Here is a 9,425-nt window from a genome sequence, read left to right on the forward strand (position 1 = left end):
CCTCCTTATAAATTGAATATTTCTTCCAAGTCCTCATCGGACAGAAGCTCATAGGAAGTGCTGACAGCTTTCACGCTCACGGCGTTATCTGGAATATCACTGTCAAACACAAGGGTTGCGACAACCTGCGTAGGCTCTCCGTGGATATACGGCGGTTGCCCTCCGTCAGCCGTCAGCTTCACATTCGGGTGCTTCAAGATGTCATACTTAAAATCCAAAACGGGGCGTTCTCCACGCACAAAAAGAAGTGCGTAACGGTTATCAAGCATACGCACTTCGTCTGGGGTCATCAGCTCACGCCCCGAAATCTGATAATTTGTTGAATAGTTACCACTCCGCCCAGAGCTTTTCCCATAGGTGTTGGTATCAATGGTTTCCTTGCCCAAAAGCTCTGACACATATTTGTGGGTGCTTTGCTCGTTGCCGCCCAGATACAGAAACTCATCGCAGTTGCCGACAATGCTTTCCCATTGCTTTTCAAAAAGGGCTTTGAGCTGTGCCAGATTTTGCAGGATAATGGATACCGATACCCCTCTGGAACGCATAACGGACAGGATTTTATCAAAGTCATCAGGCAATGAAACATTCGCAAATTCGTCCATTATGAAATGGCAATTCACGGGCAGGCTTCCGCCGTACTTGTGGTCTGCCAAATAAAAAAGCTGTTGAAAGAGCTGGGTATAAAGGATACTGACAAGGAAGTTAAAGCTCGTGTCGTTGTCTGGTATCAGAGCAAACAAAGCGACTTTCCTTTCGCCCAGACTTGGCAGGTCAAGCTCATCGGTGGCGGTCAGCCCTGCAAGGCTCTCCAGATTGAATTTTTCAAGCCTTGCGGCAAGGGTTATCTGGATACTCTTTAAGGTCTTTGCACTACCACTGTGGTAATCCCTGTAATACTTAAGGGCGATATGCTCTGGGTTTACCATTTCCAGACGGTCAAACAGCTCGTCCAGAGGGCTTACATAGCTGTCATCGTCCTCTCGGACTTCGCCTGCACGGAGCAGCTCCATAACCATCGGGAAATTCTGCTCGTCTGGCGGTGCTTCATATTTCAGATAGAACACCAGAGCCATAAGCAGCATACTCGCCGCCGTATCCCAGAACGGGTCTTGCGACTGTGAGCCTTTCGGCGTGGTCGCCTTAAACAAGTTTGTTACCAACCTCTGAACATCGTTATCGTTCCGCAGATAGACAAAGGGATTGTAACAATGGCTGCGGTGCATATTGATAAGGTCAAGTACACGCACCTCATAGCCTTTATTTTCCAACAGACCGCCGATGTCACGGACGATTTCGCCCTTTGGGTCGAGTATTACAAAAGATGTGTTGCACTGCATAGCATTTGGCTTGCAGAAAAACCTCGTTTTACCCGCACCAGAGCCTCCGCAGACTAAAATGTTCAGATTCCTGCGGTGCTTTTTCCCGTCCAACCCGATACGGACATTCTGGGTCAAGAGCTTATTGGCTGACGGGTCTTTATCTCGATACTTCTTATTCAAAACACCTGCGTTGCCCCATTTCGCAGAGCCGTGTTCCTCACGCCTGCGGTAGTTCCTGCGTGTAGAGAAATAAACGCCGATGCCCATAGCGTAGGCAAGTAAAAAAATAAGGACAGTCTTTACGCTGTCCTCACACATCGTTATTTCAAATGGATTGCCCATCGCCACAGGCAGACCTCGGATAATCTCTACAAGACCGCCGCTGACATAGGGTGCTGTCAGCAGGGCAAGCCATACGACAGGAAGTATGCCGCAGATAGAAAGGATTAGGCTCGTTTTCTTGTCATCGTTCCTCATTGCACCTGCAATGCACGACCTTAACCTTTTTTGTCGGAGCGTGTGCCACCTTGCTTATCAGCTCGTCAACAGGCTCGGTGGGGCGTTCCTCCTGTAACTGCCGTGTACGCAGGGTGTTTAAGGCGTTGATGACGATATTCTTATCGTACTTGTCAAGTGCGATATGGTATCGTTCTTCTCTCATAGTCTGCACCTCCGATTAGCGTTCCTGCTCTTTGTTCTTTGCAGGCTTGTTCTTCTCCATACTCTTATACATATCGCTCTGGATTTCGCCCAGAACATCACGCATCGTGCCAAGTTCTCCCTTGAACGCCTGCGTATCCATTTCCGCATACTCTCTGGGGAGTCTGGAAAAGTCAAAACCTCTGGTATCCACGCCGTAACGGGAGCTTACCATATAGCCAACGCAGAAGGATTTGAAATCGGAAGCATCACGGCTCTCGTTGTACTTAAAGTCATAAACCGCCGCCGACACTTCTTTTGCCATACTCACGAACAGCACTTCCTCGGAAAGCCCCTTCTTGACAAAAATGGTCTGCTGAGAGCTGTCATAATAGGCAGGCAGTTCAAGCTCATCGACAGGGACACAGGGTACAGGGCTTGCATCAATCAGAGCCGACACAAGCTCACGCATGGATTTCGGCTCCTGTTCCTGCTGCCTGTCCTTTGCCGAGGTTTCGGAAATGTCATAAACCACTTTGGCATTGTAGGAGACGCCCTTTGTCCCGTCCTCACGGGTGTATTCCTTGCTCGGCTCAAGGATAATGATTTTCTGTGCGTCCTTGTTCACATAGACACGGCTCGCTTTCCATTTGTTGTACTCTTTAAGCTGCGTTGCTTCGGGCATCTGTGCTGATACCAGAATAGCGTTAGCCACGGAGTAGCGGTCAAAGCGACCCTGCACATCAAGATACTGACGGAAGCTGTCGCCGCTCGCCATCATTTCAGAGCAGGTATTGTCAATCAGCTCATAGGCTTCTTTCCGCTGTGCCTGCTTTGCGGCAGCCCATTCCTCTTTATCAAAAGGTCTGTTGCCGCCGCTGAATACATCGTAAATACTCATAGCTGTTTACCTCGTTTCTTTGGATTTTGGTTTCTTTTTCTTTCTCTGGGGCTGTTTATGCTCAGTTTTCCCGTTAGCACTTTTCGCCCTGTCGGAAGCTCCGCTTTTGTCCAGGGCGGAAGTGCCAATCTCTGCTTCCTGCCCCTTGCGGCTCTCCTTGATTTTCCGCAGTTCCTCTCTGACAGAAGGTTTTTCCTTAGTCATAGTAGCCCCCTCTGCGGACTTCTTTGGCTGCTCTGAGGTAGGCTCGGACTGAGGGGATTTTTTTGTCTTTGCCACCGAGGGGTTTGGGGCGTTTTCCTCCTTCTGGACAGGCTTGCCCATAAGCTCGTCAAGCAGCTTGTCTTTCTCCGCCTTTTCCTGCACACCAATATCTGGTTCTGGCTGACCATCCTTTGCATCTTTGGATTTCTCGGCTTCCGTCACAATAGAGGCGGTATCCACCGAAGCAAGATTAAAGCGTTCCACAATACGGCTGATTTTCGATGCGTCCTCGGCACGGGCGATGACATCGACCTCCGCATTGGGGTCTTTGTTTTTCCTGTCCGTGAGGACGCAGTAAAGCACACCGTATTTTTTCGCTTCCTGCGTGAACTTCTTTAAGTCGCCGCTTTTGACGGTAAAGACTTTCAGTTCCTTACCAGAACGGAGCATACTCGTCAGCCTTGCTTTGCCTTTGGTTTTCTTTTCTTCTTTGAGAATGGAATACAACAGGATAGCGATGTTCTTCGCACCTGCACCTGTGATTTTGGCAGCGACCTCAAAGCCCTCCAAGCTCATTCGGACGATTTGTTCTGCCGCTTCGCCGCCTGTGTTCATTCTTCATCAGCTCCTTTCTTTGCTGTTCGTTTTCGTCTGCCCATATCGTCTGCAATTTTTCCTTGAGGGTATCACTACGGGCGGAAATGCCCTCGCACAGTCTGACATCCTTTCGGATAACTTTCAGCCGCCCCGAAATATCGGAAATCTCTGCCTTGACCGCTTCCTTTTCTTCGCCGCTTATCCTGCGGGATTTGGAGTAAAGCTCCTTTCGCTTCTGAAGCAGGGCAGACATCTCCGTTTCCAGAGAGCCTTTATATGAACAAAGCTGCTCCGCCGTATCAATGTGATTGCGGCAAAGCAGCCTTGTTTCCTGTGTGATGGCTTCCATCTTCATAAGGTCATCCTTTAAGAGATAATGAAGCCGTGCATAATTTTGTTTTCTGCCTTTCGGCAGGATACCGAGCTTGTAGCAGTAATGGAGATACAGCCCACGCAAGCCGTCGATTTTCTTGGCATTCTTCAATGAGCCTTTGACCCGATAGACCTTGACCTGTGGCTGTGGCTCTGAGAAGCTCTGGAATTTGACCGCATAGGAATTTTCGCTGATACGCTCCATAATCCTGTCATTGGTATATTCCTCTCCGAGCTTATAAAGCCGCTTGGGTCTTTGCCAGCCCTCGCCGATAATCGTCCAATACTTACGGTTGGGGTCAAAGTTTATGCGGTAGCCCATTTCTGCCAACTGGCGGTCAAAGTCTTTCAGCGTAAATGATTTGCTGATAGCTTCGTCCACCGCCTGTCTGGCAACATTATCCCTCGTGGGTCGCCCCTGCTTTTCGGCTTGGTAAAGGGCATAAGGCTTTTTCTTGCCGCTTGGGTGTTCGATGACGGACAGGGCATACTCACGGCAAAGCTCATCGGAGCGCTGACGGAGCAACCGCAGATTTGCTTTGTTGTCGTGGTAGTGCATACCGTCCGCAAAAGAAACAGAGTTCACGACAAAGTGATTATGCAGGCAGTCGGTATTCAGGTGGGTGGCAACGATGACTTGAAATCTGTCACCCCACATTCGCTCGGCAAGTTTAACGCCGACTTCGTGAGCCTGCTCTGGCGTAACCTCACCGTGCTTGAAGCTCTGAAAGCCGTGGTAACAGACAATCTCGCTCGTATCGCTCCACCCCGCTTTGGTAATCATCATTTCATCTCTGGCGGTGGTCGGGTCACAGTTTACGCCTGTGACAAAGAAACGCTGCTCGGTCTTATCCTTATTAGTAGCGTACTCCATTACATCGACCATCGCCTGCAGGTCGGCTTCGGAATATTTCGGGTTGGCGGTCTTTTCGGGATTTTCGGCATAGTCAATTGGGTGGTCGAGCCTGCCACGCACATCCCATATCTCGCAGACCGCCATTACGATGACCTGCGTGGGAGCAGATACCTTTTGCGAATGTCAATCTGAAACTCGTGCCATTTCCTTGCTTCCTCACAGAGCATCGGGGTATCCACAAAACCGAGGGCGTTTGCCTTAACCGCAAGCTGATTGATACGGTTGCCAATGGCGGACAGCTCACGCATCATTTTATAGAACTCTGGGTCGGGCTTCTCGCAGAGCTGATAGCCCCTTACCATTTCTCTTAAAAAGGCTTCTTTTGAGCGACCCGATTTCCGCACAAGCTCATTAAGGTGTTCGGCTTCCTCCTCAGTCAGACGGAAAAGTATCTGCACATTTCTTTTTCGCATTGTCCACTTCCTTTCTCTCGGAAAGTCTGTTTATCTGCAAGCAGCACATACACACAACACCGAACAGACCGCCAAGCATTGTGCCGATAATGAAAAATAAGAACTCACTCATTCTTGAACTCCTTTCTGTTCTCACGGGGTATTAGGGGCTGACCCCTAACAAGCGAATTTGGCTAACCAAATTCAGTGCTTGGTAAGACATCTCATTCTTCGCAGTCGTCCTCATACATACACTCACCGCACACGGGGCAGAAGTACGGACAGTCCGAACAATCCTCATTTTCCTGTAGTGTATTCTCGCCCGCACCGTCAAGACCGTCCTCGCTCTGCTCGGTAATATCGGCTTCTCCGCAGACAAAATCATCATCGGTAAAGTCGATAAGGTCTGTGTCGAACAGGACAATTTTTGTCTTTTCCTTTGCCTGTTCGGGGCTTTCTGCATAGACGGAAACATTCTTTTGGTAATGGGCAGTAAGGGTTACATCATACTTTTTCAATGGTTCATTCCTCGCTTTCAGCATTAAATTTTGATTTGGTTTCGGTATCTTTCTGGGAAAAAACTGCTACACAATCAACGGACATCACTCCTTTCACGGGCAGGCTTTGGTCTTGCAATTCCCAGATAGGACAACAAAAAATCGTTGAAGTCCTTGCCGACAGGCGGTGGATCATCAACGATTTTGTAGTCTTTCTGCAACAGTTCTTTCAAAGTAGCAGTACAAAGCCTGCCTACATTGTCATTATCCAGATGCAGAACAATGGTTTTAATTTGTGGATTGGCACTCAAAAAAGTTGTGAGGGCTATGGGGATTTTGCTGTCCTTCATCTCTTTCTTGGGCTGATACACACCCGAAAGAGAAAGCAGACTTTCCGATTTGTAGTCCTTGCCCTCGCATTTCAGATAAGTGGAATAGGACAGTAAATCAATGGCGGCTTCAAATAAATGCACGGTATCCGTTGGCTCTCTTGCCAGAAGTCGGAACGAATACCGCTTGTCGCTGCCCGATGCGTCCTGCTTGAAAGTGCTGCCGAGAGTGCTTCGCAGAGCGGCATATTTCGGTGTTCCGCTTTCATCTTTGCCGATAAAAACAGCATTGTGGTGGTTGGCACTCTCATAAACCGTGCCGTCTGCGATACACTCCTGTATGAGCTGATAGTCAATACCACGCCCGAAAAGATACTGTATCACTCGGTTACAATCCTTATTCTTTGGCGGCAGGAGTAGGACTTTCGGTTCATCTTTCTTGGGAGCAGGGGGTGGCTTCCAGTCCGCCATCGTCTGTCCCGTGAGAATTTCCACGGCTTCCACAAAGTCATATTCCTTGACCTTGATGAGATAATCGAGGGCAGAATAGCCGCCGAAACCTCTCGACCACCAATACCATTTGCCGTTGGAAATCTTCAAGCTGTCGTGTTCTGCGGTACAGTACACATTGCTTGCGCCTTTGACCTTAACAAGATTGCTCGGCTCAAACTCACGCAGATAGGATAACAGGTCAATCTGGCGTACCCGTTCAAGCACATCTGGGTCAATCTGCACATAGGGTCGGTTAGTTCTCAATGGATAAAATCACCTCCAGAAATAGAAAAAACCGAGGGGCTTTCGTTAAATGAAAACCACTCGGCTATGTAAAAAACATTCTATTTTGTCAACTTCATTTCATTCTCATATATCTCATTAAATACATGTATTCCGTTCCATATATATTCAGACAACTTATTTTCTTTATCCATTGCCACTAAAGATTTTATAAATTCCATTTTATCTTCCTGTGTTCTTGCTATGGTATCGCTATCTAAATTTAAGATTATAGGCAAATTTTGATTAAATGATTTCGTCACATCATATTTGTCTTTATTTAAGTGCAACTGGCTAATTATTTCAATCGTAGTAACAACGTTATTTTCTTCAAATCCCAACAGCCGAGCTACATCTATTATTCCTGCATCATACTTCTTCAACTTAGAAGAAAGTTCATCTACTTCTCTTTTCAAAGTATGTACCGACAAAACCATAGTTGACATTATCTTTTCGATACGCTTTACGAAGTTTCTCCATAAATCAATAGTAACATTTTTCGGCTTAATTGTGACAAACGCAGTCTTTCTTTTACTGTCAAGAGAATACGCACCAAATACAGTCTTTGATTTACTTTCGTCTATATGATACAGATATAGTTCAAAAATAAAAGCCTTTGTATCAATTGTTGCTCCATGAGGCAATTTGCAAATTCTTACTCTATACGCAATCGTTTTCCAAAAATCAAACACAACATATCTATACCCATCAACATCATCGTATTGAAAGAAAGCATTTGTTCCTATTTCAGATAATTGGTCAATCGCATGATAATAGTTCCCATCAATTATAATATCAACGAAATCACCATCATTATTTCCTAATATATAATCTACAATATCTTTGTACTCTGCCTTAAATTCTTCGATATTGTTAACATAGCAATACCATTCATACGCCATTTTAGCAATACTGTGAACTGCATGAAATCCCAGAAAACTGTCTGCCGTAATAGTTTTATGCAATGTTACATCGCTTATATCAACCGCAGAGGCTTTACCTTTGCTGATTTTTTCTAATTTTTCCATAGGCGCCATTAAAATTTTATTGCCACTATCATCAAATCCTGCAACAACCTCTTTAGGTGCATATAGAGACTCTCTATTACTGATTTTAACATTGTGTAGCTCTGTTCCATCAACTGATATATCTGCCTTATACTGAATTGGTTTTCCGTCACGAGTCGTAAGACCTAAATGATTTCTGAAAAAATCCAAATCAGCTACAAATTTTTTCTCATAATTATCATTTGTAAATGCATTATGTGTTTTACAAACAAAGGATTTGGTTAGCTTTGCTCCTGTAATTGCATAAGTTATAATGTCAGATGATGTTAGTTCTGCTTCTGAATTACAATAAATACATTTCATCGTTTATTTTCTCCATTCATCATTTTATCTCACATTGTCCTTATAAGGCTCAAATCAATCTTTATTTAGATAACTTTATCAAAAAATTATCCAAAGTATCATTCCATTTATCCAATCTTGAAACGCACTTTTTTAAGTTATCTCTGTAATTCACTTCATCTATACCTAATACTTCAAACATTATTCTTCGATATAATAAGCTCATTTTCAAAGCATATAAAACTGATTCCGCCCCATTAAAATACACACCCTTCTGTTCACGCTTAATATGCATTATTCGAACTCTACTATTGACCAACGCTGATAAAAACTTTTCATAGTCATTTGACAATTCCCTTTCGAAAATATCTACACCATATTTCGTAATCAATGCATCCAAACAGTTTTTAAGAGATGTCCCACGAGCCCCTGGTGTTAATGAAGCATAAAAATTAGTATGCTTTTTTACGATTTCAACAAGTGGCTCTGCTAATTCAATCAAAAATGCACACTTAATATCTACCGTCATTCCACTATTACTTAAAGAATAGAGATACATTTGATGCACCACATCTAATTCATCAAGCAAATTTTCCCATTTACAATACAAATCCGCTGTAATGATAGAGTCAAATCCAAGCATTTTCTCTATACTGTAGTTACAAAAATCAGCAGACATGAAATAAGATAAACGCCCCTTCATAAAATGTTCTTCACATGAATGTAAAATCTTTTCATTAACAGTATCAGACTTAGATAATTGAATTTCTGATAAAGAAATAAAAGCCCCATCAAACAGCATTAACAACCTTTCAATGCGTGAAAATAATGCATATAAATCAAATACAGAAACATCCACATCTGAAGTTAATGAAATTTTTCTGATTCCGCATTGTTCTACATCAATATGAAAAACCTTGTCTTTTTCTATATCAAAGCCAACCTCATGTGGGCCATCTAACATTTTTTTATCATCTCTGAAAATAGCTACTAAAGATTTACATTTTGCAACTTGCTCCATAATATTTCTCCCTCGTACTTTGATTTACTACTCTGATTATACCATTCCATTATTAAAAAAGCTATTATGGCAAACAATATCATGCCCCTATACCTTTATTTCTTTTATGTAAAAG

11 protein-coding genes are annotated in these 9,425 nt (G+C 44.4%); all 11 read right to left on the reverse strand.

Going from position 1 to position 9,425, the window contains the following annotated elements; translation table 11 throughout:
- Positions 1-5: 5 nt before the first annotated feature.
- A complete protein-coding gene (locus ACLM7Z_RS14845; protein WP_435645419.1) occupies positions 6-1,796 on the reverse strand; it encodes a VirD4-like conjugal transfer protein, CD1115 family in 1,791 nt (596 codons plus the stop codon).
- Entirely contained in the window at positions 1,783-1,980 is a 198-nt protein-coding gene (locus ACLM7Z_RS14850) for a hypothetical protein (RefSeq protein WP_006857246.1), read from the reverse strand. Before ACLM7Z_RS14850 ends, ACLM7Z_RS14845 begins: the two co-directional genes overlap by 14 nt.
- 15 nt (positions 1,981-1,995) lie before the next feature.
- On the reverse strand, positions 1,996-2,859 hold the full coding sequence (locus tag ACLM7Z_RS14855; protein ID WP_435645420.1) for a hypothetical protein: 864 nt from the start codon (positions 2,857-2,859) through the stop codon (positions 1,996-1,998).
- Positions 2,860-2,865: 6 nt separating this feature from the next.
- Positions 2,866-3,678, reverse strand: coding sequence for a PcfB family protein (locus ACLM7Z_RS14860; protein ID WP_435645421.1), 813 nt, complete (start codon positions 3,676-3,678; stop codon positions 2,866-2,868).
- Positions 3,620-5,032: a relaxase/mobilization nuclease domain-containing protein gene (locus ACLM7Z_RS14865; RefSeq protein ID WP_435645422.1), complete on the reverse strand. Its 1,413-nt coding sequence runs from the start codon at positions 5,030-5,032 to the stop codon at positions 3,620-3,622. The genes ACLM7Z_RS14860 and ACLM7Z_RS14865 overlap by 59 nt, the downstream gene beginning before the upstream one ends.
- On the reverse strand, positions 5,032-5,361 hold the full coding sequence (locus tag ACLM7Z_RS14870; RefSeq protein WP_435645423.1) for a plasmid mobilization protein: 330 nt from the start codon (positions 5,359-5,361) through the stop codon (positions 5,032-5,034). Before ACLM7Z_RS14870 ends, ACLM7Z_RS14865 begins: the two co-directional genes overlap by 1 nt.
- Entirely contained in the window at positions 5,321-5,473 is a 153-nt protein-coding gene (locus ACLM7Z_RS14875; RefSeq protein WP_117628766.1) for a DUF3789 domain-containing protein, read from the reverse strand. Before ACLM7Z_RS14875 ends, ACLM7Z_RS14870 begins: the two co-directional genes overlap by 41 nt.
- Positions 5,474-5,564: 91 nt before the next feature.
- On the reverse strand, positions 5,565-5,858 hold the full coding sequence (locus ACLM7Z_RS14880) for a hypothetical protein (protein ID WP_435645424.1): 294 nt from the start codon (positions 5,856-5,858) through the stop codon (positions 5,565-5,567).
- 74 nt (positions 5,859-5,932) lie between these two features.
- Complete coding sequence (locus ACLM7Z_RS14885; protein ID WP_435645425.1) at positions 5,933-6,922, reverse strand: DUF3991 domain-containing protein; 990 nt, start codon at positions 6,920-6,922, stop codon at positions 5,933-5,935.
- 80 nt (positions 6,923-7,002) lie between these two features.
- The gene (locus ACLM7Z_RS14890; protein WP_435645426.1) at positions 7,003-8,310 is read right to left on the reverse strand and encodes a hypothetical protein; all 1,308 of its coding nucleotides are present in this window, start codon (positions 8,308-8,310) and stop codon (positions 7,003-7,005) included.
- A gap of 61 nt (positions 8,311-8,371) precedes the next feature.
- The gene (locus ACLM7Z_RS14895; RefSeq protein WP_435645427.1) at positions 8,372-9,310 is read right to left on the reverse strand and encodes a HEPN domain-containing protein; all 939 of its coding nucleotides are present in this window, start codon (positions 9,308-9,310) and stop codon (positions 8,372-8,374) included.
- Positions 9,311-9,425: the final 115 nt, after the last annotated feature.

The sequence above is a fragment of the Butyricicoccus porcorum genome, assembly GCF_051246315.1.
Taxonomy (GTDB): Bacteria; Bacillota; Clostridia; order Oscillospirales; family Butyricicoccaceae; genus Butyricicoccus_A; species Butyricicoccus_A porcorum.